This is a genomic window from Coprobacillus sp., assembly GCF_984815275.1.
Genome location: NZ_CFJNYH010000004.1, coordinates 59,110 through 74,451, shown reverse-complemented (window position 1 = coordinate 74,451; position 15,342 = coordinate 59,110). Strand labels below are relative to the sequence as shown.

Annotated in this window: 13 protein-coding genes; 1 reads left to right on the top strand and 12 read right to left on the bottom strand. The window is 32.5% G+C overall.

Annotated elements, in window-relative coordinates; translation table 11 throughout:
• Positions 1 to 122 precede the first annotated feature (122 nt).
• The 6 genes from AC5M21_RS02755 to AC5M21_RS02730 all read right to left on the bottom strand — a co-directional run bounded on the left by AC5M21_RS02755 (position 123) and on the right by AC5M21_RS02730 (position 6,782).
• Positions 123 to 1,067 (bottom strand): ABC transporter ATP-binding protein, encoded by a 945-nt coding sequence (locus tag AC5M21_RS02755; RefSeq protein ID WP_008787314.1) that lies wholly within the window; start codon positions 1,065 to 1,067, stop codon positions 123 to 125.
• Complete coding sequence (locus tag AC5M21_RS02750; protein WP_008787313.1) at positions 1,057 to 2,151, bottom strand: ABC transporter ATP-binding protein; 1,095 nt, start codon at positions 2,149 to 2,151, stop codon at positions 1,057 to 1,059. Before AC5M21_RS02750 ends, AC5M21_RS02755 begins: the two co-directional genes overlap by 11 nt.
• Before the next feature lie 3 nt (positions 2,152 to 2,154).
• Positions 2,155 to 3,081, bottom strand: a complete 927-nt coding sequence (locus AC5M21_RS02745; RefSeq protein WP_008787312.1) for an ABC transporter permease — start codon at positions 3,079 to 3,081, stop codon at positions 2,155 to 2,157.
• Positions 3,082 to 3,083: 2 nt separating this feature from the next.
• Positions 3,084 to 4,028 (bottom strand): ABC transporter permease, encoded by a 945-nt coding sequence (locus AC5M21_RS02740; protein WP_008787311.1) that lies wholly within the window; start codon positions 4,026 to 4,028, stop codon positions 3,084 to 3,086.
• 81 nt (positions 4,029 to 4,109) lie between these two features.
• Complete coding sequence (locus AC5M21_RS02735) at positions 4,110 to 5,738, bottom strand: peptide ABC transporter substrate-binding protein (RefSeq protein WP_008787310.1); 1,629 nt, start codon at positions 5,736 to 5,738, stop codon at positions 4,110 to 4,112.
• A gap of 309 nt (positions 5,739 to 6,047) precedes the next feature.
• Complete coding sequence (locus AC5M21_RS02730; protein ID WP_017143937.1) at positions 6,048 to 6,782, bottom strand: nitroreductase family protein; 735 nt, start codon at positions 6,780 to 6,782, stop codon at positions 6,048 to 6,050.
• Positions 6,783 to 6,894: 112 nt separating this feature from the next.
• Between AC5M21_RS02730 and AC5M21_RS02725 the strand changes: the two genes are divergently transcribed.
• Complete coding sequence (locus AC5M21_RS02725; RefSeq protein WP_008787308.1) at positions 6,895 to 8,262, top strand: aminopeptidase; 1,368 nt, start codon at positions 6,895 to 6,897, stop codon at positions 8,260 to 8,262.
• Positions 8,263 to 8,294: 32 nt separating this feature from the next.
• Here the strand turns inward: AC5M21_RS02725 and AC5M21_RS02720 are convergent, their stop codons facing one another.
• From AC5M21_RS02720 to AC5M21_RS02695, 6 genes are all read right to left on the bottom strand, one after another.
• On the bottom strand, positions 8,295 to 9,536 hold the full coding sequence (locus AC5M21_RS02720) for an MFS transporter (RefSeq protein WP_008787307.1): 1,242 nt from the start codon (positions 9,534 to 9,536) through the stop codon (positions 8,295 to 8,297).
• Between the two features lie 2 nt (positions 9,537 to 9,538).
• Positions 9,539 to 10,498 (bottom strand): ABC transporter ATP-binding protein, encoded by a 960-nt coding sequence (locus tag AC5M21_RS02715; protein ID WP_008787306.1) that lies wholly within the window; start codon positions 10,496 to 10,498, stop codon positions 9,539 to 9,541.
• Positions 10,498 to 11,502: an ABC transporter ATP-binding protein gene (locus tag AC5M21_RS02710; protein ID WP_008787305.1), complete on the bottom strand. Its 1,005-nt coding sequence runs from the start codon at positions 11,500 to 11,502 to the stop codon at positions 10,498 to 10,500. The genes AC5M21_RS02715 and AC5M21_RS02710 overlap by 1 nt, the downstream gene beginning before the upstream one ends.
• A gap of 6 nt (positions 11,503 to 11,508) precedes the next feature.
• On the bottom strand, positions 11,509 to 12,477 hold the full coding sequence (locus AC5M21_RS02705) for an ABC transporter permease (RefSeq protein WP_008787304.1): 969 nt from the start codon (positions 12,475 to 12,477) through the stop codon (positions 11,509 to 11,511).
• A gap of 4 nt (positions 12,478 to 12,481) precedes the next feature.
• Positions 12,482 to 13,426: an ABC transporter permease gene (locus AC5M21_RS02700; protein ID WP_008787303.1), complete on the bottom strand. Its 945-nt coding sequence runs from the start codon at positions 13,424 to 13,426 to the stop codon at positions 12,482 to 12,484.
• A gap of 196 nt (positions 13,427 to 13,622) precedes the next feature.
• Positions 13,623 to 15,269, bottom strand: a complete 1,647-nt coding sequence (locus tag AC5M21_RS02695) for a peptide ABC transporter substrate-binding protein (protein ID WP_117598750.1) — start codon at positions 15,267 to 15,269, stop codon at positions 13,623 to 13,625.
• Positions 15,270 to 15,342: the final 73 nt, after the last annotated feature.

The window sequence follows — 15,342 nt, the reverse complement described above, 5'->3', positions numbered from 1 at the left end:
TTATAAAAGTTCTTATCATCATTAAAGATAGGAACTTTTTTATTATAAAATAGTCTTCTTAAATAAAATAAACATGCAAAAGGCTAATGAGTTCAATGAAGAATTTCATTAGCCTTATTTCATCAAATTTTATCATTTTGATGTTCAATAAATGATTTCAATTCTTTTTCTGTCCCAAGTACATAATGTGTTTCAGTGACTTTGTTTTGGATACCAGCTTCATAATCCAATCCACTTTTATTATAATCATATGTCAAAGAAGTTCTTGTCTTTTCAACAGTTGGATTTGGATGAGGAATTGCTGATAATAATGATTTGGTATATGGATGGAGTGGATTATTAAATATTTCTTCAGCAGTTCCTGTTTCTACTAAATGTCCTAAATGTAAAACACCTATACGGTCACTAATATATTTGACCATTGATAAGTCATGGGCAATAAACAAATAAGCAATATTTGTTTCCTTTTGAATCTTTTTCATTAAATTGACAACTTGAGCTTGAATAGAAACATCCAAAGCTGAAATAGCTTCATCAGCTATAATTAAATCGGGATTCATAATTAATGCTCTTGCTATGCCAATACGTTGACGTTGTCCCCCTGAGAATTGATGTGGATAACGTGAAGCATGTTCTCTAGAAAGACCGACAAGTTCTAAGATTTCATAAACTTTCTCATTTCTTTCTTGAATTGAAGAATAAGCTTTATGAATATCTAATCCCTCTGCAATAATATCAAGAACCTTTTTTCTAGGGTTTAAACATGCCATTGGATCTTGAAATATCATTTGCATATTAGTACGTAAATCTTTTAAAGCATTCTTACTCATTTTCCCTGAAATATCTTCACCATTAAAGATAATGGAACCATCAGTTGGTTTATATAAACGAATAATACTTCTCCCCGTTGTTGATTTTCCTGAACCAGATTCTCCAACAAGTCCATATGTTTCTCCTGGCATAATTTCAAAAGAAATACCATCAACTGCTTTAACTGTAAAATTACGATTAATCTTAAAATGTTGTTTTAAATCTTTAACAACAAGGATAGGTTGTTTACTTTCCATTTGCTAACCCCTCCTCTTTCATTTTCTCTATACGTTTCTTCAGCGTTTCAGGCATTTCTACCTTAGGTGCTTTTTCATGCATTAACCAGCTTGCAACTTTATGACTGTTTGAACCAGGAACATCAAACATTGGTGGTTCAACCCTTAAATCAATGTTTAAGGCAAACTGATTTCTTGGTGCAAAAGCATCTCCTTTAATCTCATGAGCAAGATTAGGTGGTGTGCCAGGAATTGTATAAAGTTCATCATCATCTGTATCCAAATCTGGCATTGATGATAATAACCCCCAAGTATAAGGATGACGTGGATCATAGAAAATTTCATTAATCGTTCCAGTCTCAATAATTTTACCTGCATACATAACATTAACAAAATCAGCTACCTTTGCTACGACACCTAAATCATGAGTAATGTAAATAACTGACAAATCTTTTTTTCTTTGTATATCTTGAATCAATTCAAGGATTGTTGCTTGAATTGTTACATCCAAAGCAGTCGTTGGTTCATCACAAATCAATACATATGGATCACAAGATAAAGCAATGGCAATGACAACTCTCTGTCTCATTCCTCCTGAGAGTTGATGAGGATAATTCTTCATACGCTTTTCAGCATCTGTAATCCCAACTTCTTGTAACAGTTCAACTGCTTTTTGATATGCTTCTTCTTTAGACTTTCCATAATGATAAATCATTGGTTCCATAACTTGCTTTCCAATTGTCATAGTAGGATTTAATGAAGTCATAGGATCTTGAAAAACCATTGCGATTTTACGTCCACGGATTTCTTTTTGCATTTCACGTTCACTTAATTTAACAATATCTCGTTCTTGTCTTTCTCCAGTATTTTCATCATGCCAAACATATTCAATTGAACCACTTTCAATCTTTCCATTGTTCGCCAATATCCCCATAATAGCTTTTGTTGTAACTGATTTCCCAGAACCAGACTCACCTACAATGGCAATTGTTTCACCTTTATATAAATCAAGATCAACTCCACGAATAGCATTGACTTGTCCAGCATCAGTTTGAAATGAGATACTTAAATCTCTGATTTTTAAAATTCTTTCTCTATCAGCCATACCCTACATCTCCTTCATTGTTGGATCTAATGCATCACGAAGTCCATCTCCAAATAAGTTAAAACTTAACATTAAAATTGATAACACAACTGCTGGAATAATCATCATATATGGATATACCAAAAAACTATTAAAACCATCATTAATTAATGTTCCAAGTGAAGCCATTGGAATTGGTAATCCTAAACCAACAAAAGATAAATATGCTTCATAAAAAATTGCATTTGGAATAGACATCATAACCATGATAATCATTTGACTATAAATATTTGGTAAAATTTCTTTAAAGATAATAAAGAAATCACTTGCACCAAGAGTACGTGAAGCCAAAACAAACTCATCTTCTTTCACTTTAAGAACCTGTGCTCTTGTAATACGACTCATTCCAATCCATTCTGTAAATGCCAAAGCAATAATAATTGTTGTTAAAGATGCTTTCATAACCATCATTAATAAAATTAAGACAACCAATGTTGGTATAGAATTCATAATTTCCTGGAAACGCTGCATAATCGCATCAACCTTCCCACCAAAATATCCTGAAATCAAACCATATGTCATTCCAATAACAACATCAATAAAAATAGCTGCAACTGCAATAAACAATGAATAACGTGTCCCTGTCCACAAACGAACCCATAAATCTCTACCATAAGCATCAGTTCCAAACCAATGTGTTGCATTTGGTTCTACATTCTTTATAGCTGTATTAATATCATCAAATTTCCAATGAGACAACATTGGTGCAAAAATAGCCAATAGAATCACAACAACAATAAATGCAAAACCAATAACTGCTCCTTTATTCTTAGAGAAACGACGCATTGCATCTTTCCATGCAGGAACTGCAGGTGCTACAACATCTTTAGTGATGTCTTGCTTGTCGCCAACAAATTCAAAATCAGTTTCTAAAAACTCAAACTTATCCATCACTAATCATCCTTTCCTAATCTAATTCTTGGATCGATGATACCATAAGAAACATCAATCACTAACATCATAATAATATACATTGCTGCATATAAAAATGAACATGCCATAATTATGTTATAATCATTTGTTAAAATACTTCCAATTAATAATGTTCCTAATCCAGGGACACTACAAATCTTTTCGACAACCATTGTTCCCGTCATTAAGTTGACTAGGATTGGTGCTAAAATTGTGATGACTGGAATCAATGCATTTCTAAGTGCATGTTTCATAATCAATGTATTTTTATCTAAACCTTTTGCCTTAGCCAAGGTCATATATTCGCTTCCCAGAACTGAAATCATCTCTGTTCTCGTAAAACGGGCGACATTGGCAATAACCCCTACTGATAGAGCAAGAACAGGCATAATCGAAGAATAGATAGCATCATTGGAATCATACATGGTTGGTAATATATGCAATTGACTGCCTAAGAATATTAAAATCAGTAAGGCAAAAACAAACGATGGAACTGATACCCCTATAACGGATAAAATTGTTGCAAATGTATCCCAAAAGGTATTTTTATGCAATGCTGCAAATACACCTAATGCCATGCCAATAACTGTTCCAAAAATAACAGCTGAAATTCCTAAACTAAATGATATTTGTGCAGCATCTCCTACCAGTGTTGCAACTGGCATATCTTTATACATATTAAAAGAAACACCAAAATCTCCTGTTAACATATTTTTTAAATAAGTGAAAAACTGTACGATAATTGGCTGATCCAAACCATACTTTGCCATGATTGCTGCTCTTTGTGCTGGACTTAACTTTTCATTGTTAAATGGTGTCCCTGGCAAAAACTTAATCATGATAAATAAGACAGCCAAGATGACAAGCAAAGTAATGATTGAGATAATCACACGTTTTCCAATATATTTGAGTGTTGACTTATTCATCAAATTCCTCCTTTTAAAAGATAAACACAATACAGATACCTATATTGTGTTTATCATGCTTTCATTCTTTATTTAATTGAACTATTCAGCAATGTCTACATAAGTAAATGTATAAGGTACACCTACTGGTTTATGAACCAATCCAGAAACCTTTGTATTTTGAAGAACTGCTGTTCCTTTTTCAAATACAGGAATGTATGCATAATCATCCATTGCAATCTTTTCTGCTTCTTGTAAATAAGTCCAACGTTGTGTATCATCACTAGCTTGTTTTGCTTGATCCATTTTTCCATCAAATGCTGAACTTGTATATTTACCATAGTTGTTAGAATTATTAGTTAATAACAAGTTAAGGTAAGTTGTTGGATCTCCATAGTCTGGTCCCCAACGAGTACAACAAATATCATAGTCTCCATTTTTTTGTTTTGTATAGATTCTATCTTGTTTTGTTGTTGCAACCATTTCAATTTCTAAACCTTTTAATTTAGAGAATGAATTTTGTAAATAAGTTGCTAATTGATCCATTGGTGATTCATCTGTACCATAAGTTAATCTTAATTTAATACTTGAAACTCCTAATTCTTTTAATCCTGCATCTAATGCTTCTTGAGCTTTTGTTGTATCATAAGCAGTAAATGTTGCGGCAGTATCGCGGAAATCTTTACCATCTGGTCCAGTTGACAATTCAGCAGGAATAAATCCTCTTGCGGCTTTAGAACCATCTTTTAAGATATTTGCTGTAAAGTCTTCTCTATTAATAGCTAATGATAATGCTTTTCTCACATTTGCATTTGCTAATTCTTTTGTTTTAAAGTTTAAACTTAAATAGAATAAATATCCTTCATTAAAAGTTTGATAAGAATCATCATCTTTATATTTATCTACTAAATCAGAATTGATTGGTGCAAAATCATTTTTTCCACCTTCAAAGTTTGTTGCAGCTGCTTTTGGTTCTTGAACCAAATTCATAACTAAGTTATCAATCTTCACAGCATCAGCATTCCAATAATCTTTATTCTTTTCATAAGTTGCCTTATTTCCAGGTTTCCATGTTTTCATCACAAAAGCACCACAAGATAATACATTTTCAGCACTCTTAGCATATTGGTCACCTTTTTCTTCACAGAACTTTTGATTAATTGGATAATAGCAAGGGAAAGTCATTAATTCTTTAAAATAAGAAATCTTACGTGTGATTTTTACTTCTAATGTTTTTTCATCAGTAGCTTTTACACCCATCTTATCTAAATCAGCCTGAGTAATATCTTGTTTGTTATCCATTTTTGCAAGAATTTCATCAGCACCAACTAATGCCGCACCATCACTACCTAACATATAAGCATAGTTACCATTCTTTTTCATAATTCTTTGCCATGCATAAACAAAATCATTTGCTGTCACAGCATCCCCGTTTGACCACTTTGCATCTCTTAAATGGAAAGTGTAAGTTAAACCATCATCACTTACATCAACTTTCTCTGCTAATGCTTCAGTAATTTTTCCGTCTTTATCTAACCCCATTAATCCATCAATACAAGCATGCATTGCATTAAATGACATACCATCATCTGCATCTGATGAATCTAAATTTTTGATGTCTAATTCACTAGCAAAAGTAAATGTTTTACCACTTGTTCCACTATCTGAACCACATCCAACTAACATTGCTACTGCTAACCCTGCAGCAACTAAAGCTTTTAGTTTTTTCATGTTTTCTCCCTCCATAAACATATTTAATAAACAAGTTTCCTTGTATATGCATTAAGTATATACACACAAACACTTGTTGTCAAACAGTTTTTAATTATTTTTGTTTAATTTTTATTAATTGTCTAAATTTTACAAATATTTTTAGATATTTATTAAAGATATCCTAAATATTATTTATTGTGTATACAATGATACAATAAATAAGCGACTTTTATTGACAAAATAATTAGATTGTCTTTACAATTCATATGTATATAAATAATCATTTATGATATTTCAAAATAAAGAAAAAAAGACAATAATGTCTCTTTATTTTATCCAATGCTCAAGAATTGCTCTTACTGACCTATTCATTTCATGACGAAATTCAGCAAAAAACTTTCTTTTTGCAAATGCCTGAATATATTGTTCTAATGCTTTTTCATCTTTATTTGATTGTTTCATAAACATTGATTTTGTTTCTGTTATATCCTTTTGATGATAATAATCAATATGAACTAAATCCTCTAATTCAAATCGTTTTGGTTTCATACGATCTTTTTGTTGCTGTGTTGGTTTTCCAAACACAACCATAATATATGGTACAGTATATTTAGGTAATCGAAACAGTTCTTGATGGACTTCAAAGTTTTCTAAAATATCTCCAATATAACACGATCCTATTCCTAGTGATTGGGCAGCAACAACAGCATTATGGGCAGCAATTGTACAATCTTGTCCAGCTAATATAAAATCAGACTCTTCTAATTTTGGCATATCATCTGTATATTCATTAAAGATATCATACCATTTTTGATAATCAGCTAAAAATATCAAGATCATGGGTGCCTTTGCTATAAATGGTTGATGATCACATAAAACTGCTAAACGCTCTTTAAGTTCCTGATCCTGAACATCTATAATCGAATATAAGGCCATATTTCCTGCCGTAGGTGCCTGTAATGCTGCTTCTAATATCATTCTTTTTTCTTCTTCTGTAATTGGTTCATCACGAAAATCTCTTACAGATTTACGTAGACATAGTTCTTCAAATGTTTTATTCATGAAAAGTCCTCCATTTCCATACTTTATTTTGATTATAACATAGATTATCTTGGCTTTTCCATGTATAATAGAGAATATAAGTAACTAAAATATATAAGTAAAGGAGAATAAAATGTACGCTAAAAATACTTGGAGTAAATACAAAGACAATCAATATAAAGATGTCATGGATTTCAACGAAGGATATAAACATTATATCTCAGCTGGAAAAACAGAAAGAGCTTGTGTTAAAGAATCAATTGCTTTAGCAACAGCAAAAGGATTTAAAGATATTAATGAATATTCTTCATTAAAAACTGGTGATAAGGTTTATGTTGTTAATAAAGATAAAAATATTGCTTTATTTGTGATGGGTGAAAAGCCATTAACAGAGGGAATGAGAATTCTTGGAGCACATATTGACTCACCACGTTTAGACTTAAAACAAAATCCGCTTTATGAGAGTGATGGTTTTGCAATGATGGATACGCATTACTATGGTGGTGTTAAGAAATATCAATGGGTAACAATTCCTTTATCACTTTATGGAGTTGTTGTCAAAAAAGATGGAACAGTTGTAGATGTTATGATTGGTGAAGACGAAAATGATCCAGTTGTTGGTGTGACAGACTTATTGATTCATTTATCTGCTGATCAATTACAAAAGACAGCTGCTAAAGTTATTGAAGGTGAAAATCTTGATCTTAATGTAGGAAGTATTCCTTTAGATGATGAGGAAAAAGAAACTGTTAAAAGAAATATTTTAAAATTGTTACAAGAAAAATATGATATTGAGGAAGAAGACTTCTTAAGTGCTGAAATTGAAGTTGTTCCAACTGGTAAAGCAAGAGATTTTGGAATTGATAGAAGTATGGTCATGGGTTATGGACATGATGATCGTGTATGTGCATATACTTCATTAATGGCTATCCTTGATATCGATACACCTGAATATACTTCATGCTGTATCTTAGTTGATAAAGAAGAAATTGGAAGTGTTGGGGCAACTGGTGCTCAATCTTTATTCTTTGAAAATACAATTGCTGAATTATTACACTTATGTGGTGATGATAACTATTTGTCATTAAAACGTGCAATGACAAACTCTAAGATGTTATCAAGTGATGTGAGTGCTGGATTTGATCCTCTCTATAAAGAAGTTAATGATGCAAAAAATGCTGCATATTTAGGAAATGGTATTTGTTTTAATAAATATACTGGCTCTAGAGGAAAAAGTGGAAGTAATGATGCAAATCCTGAATATATGGCTGAGTTAAGAAAGATTATGGATGAAGCACAAATTCATTTCCAAACAGCTGAATTAGGTAAAGTAGATCAAGGTGGTGGAGGTACAATTGCCTACATTCTTGGGAACTATAACATGAATGTCATTGATGCAGGTATTGCTGTTTTAAATATGCATGCACCTTATGAAATTGTTTCTAAAGTTGATGTTTATGAAGGCTATTTAGCTTATAAAGTTTTCTTACAAAAAGCTTAAAATAAAAAACCTATAGCATTTAAAGAATTTTCTTACTTGCTATAGGTTTTTTCATATAATCGTGGATAATCTTTTTTATCTATAATTCGTAATATCATGACCATACCAACAGTTAAACACCCCACAATTGTTATCACTATCCACATAAAAATCATAGAATGATGATCAATTAAAAATCCAACACCATTTTGGACAATTGCAACACTTAAACTCGTAAAAATATTTCTCACACTTGATATGCGTCCACGATGTGTCACAGGAATACGCCTAGTTAAATATGGTTGTGAGCCTAAGGTATTATATATTTCCCCTAGTGTAAAGATAATAATTGATACATAATACAAAGACATTATACCTTGAATGAATATATACATTCCAAATCCTATTGTCATAAGGAATACACCAACAACGATTTTATTTAAATCTTTCAACTTCTCACTCACTGTTGTCAAAATTGGTGTTGCAAAAATCACAACAAAGGCATTTACACTTGTAATTGTTCCAAAAATAAAAGCTCCCTGTTCTCCATATAAGCGCTCAAAATTTAATGGCATTAAAAAATTAAACTGGCTATATACAATCTGTATCATCATTGAACAAATCATAAAATAAACAATAGCTTTACGGGCTTTCAAAACTTTAAATACAGAATTCTCTTCTTCACTTTCTTCATAAAAATCTTGACCATTTGTACTTTTTGTCACAGATATATCTTTAATAAATATAAAAATAAGAATCGTTGATAACAAAGTAGATATAGCATCAATAAGAAATGCAACATTTAAATAATTAGCAAAAAGTAATCCCCCTATGCTTGGTGCTAACACCAATCCTAAATTCATCCCTAGATAACTTAAACTATACGCATTCTCTCGATCTTCATAACTGCTTAAATCAGCAACCAACGCATCATATACTGGGTGCTCTACTGTTGCAAATAAACTCGCAATAAATAACAAGCCAACAGTTATCATAGAAAGTGGAATCATACCCGCAAGAAAATAACACACAACCGTTATGAAATCACAGATAATAATTATATTTCTTTTGTTATAATGATCCGCTAAATATCCTGCAATATATATTGTTGGAAACTGTGCAATACTCATAAATAACAATAAAGATGCAATAGAAGCTGCATCCATGTGCAGCTTGTTTGATAATATAAGCGTTAATAAGGGAAAAACCATTGATCCCAAATTTGTCACAATACGACCAAAGAAGAGAACATACATTTCTCTTCTTAGACCTGAATATTGCTTAAATACATTCATTTTTATTTTTCAATGTTATGGCATGCTACAAAATGATTAGGCTCAACCTCTACTAATTGAGGTTTGTCACTATGACATTTGTCACAAGCTCTAGAACATCTTCCAACAAAAGGACATCCATCAGGCAAATTAATTGGACTAGGAACATCCCCTTGTAAAATAATTCTTTGTTTTTGTGATTCCAAATCAGGATCTGGAATTGGAACCGCAGATAATAATGCTTGGCTATAAGGATGCAATGCATGATTATAAACTTCATTTGCTTCAGCAATTTCTACAACATGTCCTAAATACATAACAACAATACGATCAGAAATATAACGAACGATATCTAAATCATGAGCAATAAATAAATATGTTAATCCCAATTCTTTCTGTAAATCTATCAACAAATTGATGACTTGTGATTGGATAGAAACATCCAATGCTGAGATTGGTTCATCACATACTAAGAATTCTGGTTCAATTGCTAAAGCTCTCGCAATACCAATTCTTTGACGTTGTCCACCAGAGAACTCATGAGGAAATCTATTTGCATGTTCTTTATTTAAACCAACAAGCTCTAAAAGTTCTTGAACTTTTTTCTTGCGTTTATCAGCATCATACATTTTATGAATTTCCATACCCTCAGCAATAATATCTCCTACTGTCATACGCGGATTTAAAGAGGCATATGGATCTTGGAAAATCATTTGTGCTTTCTTTGCATAGTCTAAACGATCTTTTGCTGATTTGACATGCAATTCTTCACCATCATATAATATCTTACCAGATGTTGGGGAATAAATTCCCATAACTGTACGACCTAATGTTGATTTTCCACATCCTGATTCACCAACAAGCCCAACCGTTTCACCTTTTTTAATATCAAAGTTTACATGATTAACAGCTTTTAATGTTCCACCGTTGACATGGAAATTTTTAGATAAATCCTGTAGAGAAAGTAAAACTTTATCTTCCATTATTTTGCCTCCTTTCTTTCACTTGGACAATCTTTATGCAATAACCAGCATGAAGACTCATGTCCTTCATCAACCTTAAAGACTGGAGGTTGTTTTTCTTTACATATTTTCATACACTTTGTACATCTACTTGCAAATGCACATCCCTTAGGCGGCTGAATCAAATCGGGGGGGGTACCAGGAATAGATACTAACACATCCCCTTTATCTGTATCATGCTTAGGCAATGAACTCAATAAAGCTTCTGTATATGGATGACTTGGTCGATAGAAGATATCTTTTGCAGTTCCTGTTTCAACAACTTTCCCCGCATACATAACAGCAACACGATCCGCTAAGTTAGCAACAACCCCTAAGTCATGTGTAATCAAAATAATTGCTGTATTCAATTCTTTTCTAATATCTGATAACAAATCAATAATCTGTGCTTGAATTGTAACATCTAGTGCTGTTGTTGGTTCATCTGCAATTAACAACTTTGGATTACATGACAATGCCATAGCAATCATCGCACGTTGTCTCATCCCACCTGAATATTGGTGAGGATATTGTTTTGCACGTTCTTCAGCATTAGGAATTTGAACTTTCTTCAACATTTCAATTGCTAAAGCTTGAGCTTCATCATCTTTCATATTTTGATGATGTTTAATAGCCTCAACAATTTGTTTACCAACTTGCATTGTTGGATTTAAAGATGTCATTGGATCTTGGAAGATCATGCTGACTTCTTTTCCACGAATCTTTTGCATAGCATCTTCAGGTGTTGCAACAATGTCAATACCATCTAATGTTAATTCACCACTTTTAATACGAGCAGGTGGCATAGGATTTAATTTCATGATTGTTTGAGCTGTCACAGACTTTCCACAACCAGATTCACCTACAACTGCAAGAACTTCACCTGCATCTACGTGATATGAAACACCTCTAACCGCTTGAACCTCACCTGCGTAAGTATCAAACGACACATATAAATCTTTTATATCTAATATTCTTTCTGCCATTATCTCTTACCTCCTTAATTTTGGATCAAACGCATCTCTCAATTTGTCACCCAATAAATTAAAGCTCAACATTGTAATACTAATAAAGAATGCTGGAATAATTAATTGGATTGGCTGAGTTTGGAAAACAACAACTCCTTCATTTGCTAATGTTCCCCAAGAAGCAAGTGGAATAGGAACTCCTAAACCAATAAAAGATAAGAATGCTTCATTGAAGATAGCACTTGGAATTGATAATGTTAAATTAACAACAACAATTGATAAAATATTAGGAACTAAGTGTTTAGAAATAATTCTTGTTGCACTCGCACCCATTGTTCTCGCTGAAATCACAAACTCCTGTTCTTTCAAACGCATAACTTCACCACGTACCAAACGAGCCATTCCAACCCATCCTACAGCCACTAATGCTGTAATGATTGTCATTGTCCCTCTTGGTAATACCATCATCAATAAAATAACAATTAATAAGTATGGAATACCATTAATAATTTCAACAATACGCATCATAACATTATCAATTGTTCCACCAAAATAACCTGAGATTCCACCATAGACAATCCCAATAAAACAATTGGCAATAACTGCAGCAAATGCGATAAACAATGAAACTCTTGCACCCTCAAAAATACGTACAAAAATATCACGCCCTAAATTGTCTGTTCCAAAAATATGGAAACATGTTGCATCACTAAAGAACATGCCCTGATTAGTATGTTGTAAATGTTGTTCAGCCATATTGTATGGCGAAACCATTGGAACAATAATTGCTAAAACAGCAATAACAGCCAATGTACATACAAGTGTAATTGCAACTTTATCTCTTTTGATACGACCAAACGCATCTTTCCAGAAACTTGTACTTGGTCGTACTATTTCATTTAAACTTCCTAAATCTTGTCCAATATGCTCAAATTCACTCGCATCAATAGGACTATTGACTAATAGTTCTTCATTCATTTTATATTCTTCCATCATACTACTCCTTACTATCGGCAATGTTGACACGAGGGTCAATCACTCCATATAAAATATCTACGATTAAAGTTGCAATAATCAAAAAGACACCGTAAAACAATGTACTACCTGCAATCATTGGATAATCTGCTTGTGTAATTGCATCAACAAAGAATTTACCCATACCAGGAATTGCAAATACTTTTTCAACAACGAAAGCTCCTGTTAACACAGAGGCAGCAATTGGCCCTAAAACTGTAATAACTGGCATAATCGCATTTCTAATAGCATGTCTCCATACTATCGTTTTGTTTGATAGCCCTTTGGCTTTCGCAGTCTTAATATAATCAGAACTCAAAACGTCTAACATACTCGTTCTCATCAAACGTGAAATTGTTGCTAACGATCCAAATGCAAGTGCCAATGATGGTAACCATTTTGAAAATTCATCTGACCAACCTGAAATGGCAAAAATTTGAATACCTATAGCCTGTTGTAATTTTAAAGATACAAAATATTGTAACAAAGCTGCAACAATAAAACTTGGGACAGAAACACCAATAACTGCAATTAACATTGCAATTGTATCACCTTTTTTACCACGTTTTACAGCAGCGAATGCTCCTAAACCAACTCCACCAACTGTGGCAAAAATGAGTGAACGAATTCCTAACTCAAATGAATATGGAAAAGCTTCTGTAACAATTGTAAGAACAGGACGATTAGAACCTAATGATGTTCCTAAATCTCCTTGAAAAACATTCATGACATACATAAAAAATTGTTCAATAACAGATTTGTCTAACCCATATTTAATTCTTAATGCTTCTCGGGTTGCTTCGCTTACTGCCTTCTCTCCTACAAAAGGATCACCAGGCAATGCATGCATCATAAAATATGTTAATAGCATTAACAAAAATATAGTGATCACTGCGTAAACAATTCTTTTTAGAATATATTTTTTCATGACTCCACTCCTTATCTTCTTTATAACTTTACCTACGCCAAATATAAAGTTATATATAACACAACTATATTGTCATAGTAATGTTATATATAACTTCAACCATTAAGTCAAATATTATTTATCATAAAAATACATTTTTAGACAATATAACAAAATATAAGGGCTATTTTTCAATAGCCCTTAACGCGCCATTTAATTATCCTTCAATATAGCATCCAGTGATATCAATATCTTGGAAAGCAGTTCTTAACATTCCTTTTAATTTAGGAGAAACTGCGTAATCTCTCACACGGCAATAGATAGGACCAACAGGCATTTCTTCCATTAATAATTTTTCAGCATCAACTAATAATTGAGTACGTTTTGCTGTATCAGCTTCTTTTCTTGCATCTTCAATTAATTTGTCATATTTAGCATTTGACCATGATGTGTGGTTGTTTCCACCATCTGTAACCCATAAATCCATGAAAGTCATTGGGTCATTATAATCTGGACCCCAACCAGCCATAACTACAGAGAATTGTTTATCTGTCATAGCTTGAAGTCTAGCTTTGTATGTTAATTGGTTAATTTCCATCTTAACACCTAAGTTTTGTTTTAATTGTTCTTGCACATAAGCACACATACGAGCAACACTGTCACCTTCATCAGCAATCATAGTGATTTTGAAAGTTTCTAATGTTAATCCTTCTTCTCTTAAACCTTCTTCTAATAATTTCTTAGTCTCAGTGTAATCATTATTAGCAGGTCTTTCAATTAAATCACCAACAGCTTTTTTGAATTCTCCTTGAGCAATAGCTTCTGGTGTAAATGAAGTTGCTACAGTAGAATCGTTTTGTAAGATACTCTTAACAAATCCTTCAGCACCCATACCAATTGTTAAGGCTTTACGCACTTTTGCATTGTTTAAACCTTTTTCTTTTGTATTAAACTCTAAATAGAAATTAGAACCATCATTGTATTGTAACACTTCAGTTCCTTCTTTTTTCAATTGTTGAGTTTGTTCACCAGTAAATCCAGCCATATCAAGATTTCCAGCTTTGAATTCATTCATAATAGTATTTGTATCAGTGATCATTCTCATTGTACATTTATTAATTTTAATACTGTCTGCATCCCAGTATTTATCATTCTTTTCTAAGACAATATTGTCTTGGTGAGTCCAAGAAGTTAAATTGAATGCACCATTAGTTACAATTTTATCTGCTTCTGTTGCATATTTATCATATCCACCAGCATCATTAAATCCTTTTTCATTAACTGGGAAGAAACTTTGATAAGCAGTTAAACCTACGAAGTAATCATAAGGTCCAGTTAATTTAAATTCTAAAGTATAATCATCTAAAGCTTTATATCCAGCATTTTTCTTTGCTTTCTCCCATCCAGCTTTATCTTTTTGTTTTAAAATGTTTGAAGCACCTTCAATTAATGGAGCCCAAGTTCCAGCATATTCAGCACCGTTTTTTAAATAGAATAATTGATCAAGAGCGAAAACAAAGTCATGTGCAGTTACTTTTTCTCCGTTTGACCATACAGCATTGTCTCTTAAATTGAAAGTAACAGTTAATTTATCATCTGATACTTTCCAATCTTTAGCAACACCTGGTTCAGGTTTATCATTTTCATCTAAAACAACTAACCCTTCCATACATTGTCTTAATACGTTCCCGTCAATTGAACCAGTTGCTTTAATTGAGTTTAATGTTTTAGGTTCAGTTTGTAAGTTGATAACAATGTCTTTGCTAGCAGAACCAGTCTTACCTTTGTCGCCTCCACAGCCAGCTAATAAGGTTACTGACATTGCTACGCCTAATACACCGACAAGCAATTTTTTGAATTTCATATTCTTCCTCCTCTTTTTTCCCCTAAAAGTCAAACTTTTAGTATATGAGTATTCTATCATAAGATTGTATTCA

Coding starts and splice junctions, on each gene's coding strand:
- AC5M21_RS02735 (WP_008787310.1), bottom strand. CDS start 5,738: ATGAAAAAACTAAAAGCTTTAGTTGCTGCAGGGTTAGCAGTAGCAATG.
- AC5M21_RS02705 (WP_008787304.1), bottom strand. CDS start 12,477: ATGGAAGAATATAAAATGAATGAAGAACTATTAGTCAATAGTCCTATT.
- AC5M21_RS02725 (WP_008787308.1), top strand. CDS start 6,895: ATGTACGCTAAAAATACTTGGAGTAAATACAAAGACAATCAATATAAA.
- AC5M21_RS02755 (WP_008787314.1), bottom strand. CDS start 1,067: ATGGAAAGTAAACAACCTATCCTTGTTGTTAAAGATTTAAAACAACAT.
- AC5M21_RS02700 (WP_008787303.1), bottom strand. CDS start 13,426: ATGAAAAAATATATTCTAAAAAGAATTGTTTACGCAGTGATCACTATA.
- AC5M21_RS02730 (WP_017143937.1), bottom strand. CDS start 6,782: ATGAATAAAACATTTGAAGAACTATGTCTACGTAAATCTGTAAGAGAT.
- AC5M21_RS02750 (WP_008787313.1), bottom strand. CDS start 2,151: ATGGCTGATAGAGAAAGAATTTTAAAAATCAGAGATTTAAGTATCTCA.
- AC5M21_RS02720 (WP_008787307.1), bottom strand. CDS start 9,536: ATGAATGTATTTAAGCAATATTCAGGTCTAAGAAGAGAAATGTATGTT.
- AC5M21_RS02740 (WP_008787311.1), bottom strand. CDS start 4,028: ATGAATAAGTCAACACTCAAATATATTGGAAAACGTGTGATTATCTCA.
- AC5M21_RS02745 (WP_008787312.1), bottom strand. CDS start 3,081: ATGGATAAGTTTGAGTTTTTAGAAACTGATTTTGAATTTGTTGGCGAC.
- AC5M21_RS02715 (WP_008787306.1), bottom strand. CDS start 10,498: ATGGAAGATAAAGTTTTACTTTCTCTACAGGATTTATCTAAAAATTTC.
- AC5M21_RS02695 (WP_117598750.1), bottom strand. CDS start 15,269: ATGAAATTCAAAAAATTGCTTGTCGGTGTATTAGGCGTAGCAATGTCA.
- AC5M21_RS02710 (WP_008787305.1), bottom strand. CDS start 11,502: ATGGCAGAAAGAATATTAGATATAAAAGATTTATATGTGTCGTTTGAT.